The sequence below is a fragment of the Vibrio sp. 1069 genome (assembly GCF_033340555.1).
Genome location: NZ_JAWOWP010001028.1, coordinates 1 through 502, shown reverse-complemented (window position 1 = coordinate 502; position 502 = coordinate 1). Strand labels below are relative to the sequence as shown.

The following is a 502-nucleotide window of genomic DNA, read 5'->3' as shown; positions in this document are numbered from 1 at the left end:
TACAAACGGGTACGAGTGCTTTCATTTCGGAAGCGACGTAGTAGTTACCGTGTTCATCGTAACCTTGGTAAAGTGGAATGATACCGATATGGTCACGACCTACTAGGTACTCATCTTTTTCTTCATCGTACAGTACGAAAGCAAAAATGCCGTTTAGCTCTTCAAGAAGATCAGCACCCATGTCTTGATACAGCGCTAAAATAACTTCACAGTCAGAGTCTGTTTGGAATTCGTACTTGCCTTCGTAGCGAGCGCGAATCTCTTTGTGGTTGTAGATCTCACCGTTAACGGCAAGGATTAGTTTTTTATCAGGGCTGTATAGTGGTTGAGCACCGCTATTTAGACCAACGATAGCCAAGCGCTCGTGAGCTAGGATTGCTCTTTCTGAAGAGTAGATACCAGACCAGTCAGGGCCACGGTGACGAAGCTTTTTCGACATTTCTAACGCGATAGGACGCAGTGCCGCTGCATCACTTTTAATGTCTAAAATCCCAAATACTGA

Annotated in this window: 1 pseudogene; it reads right to left on the bottom strand. The window is 44.8% G+C overall.

Annotated elements, in window-relative coordinates:
- Positions 1-502: pseudogene (gene asnB / locus R7040_RS30415) on the bottom strand (asparagine synthase B); the annotation flags it as partial.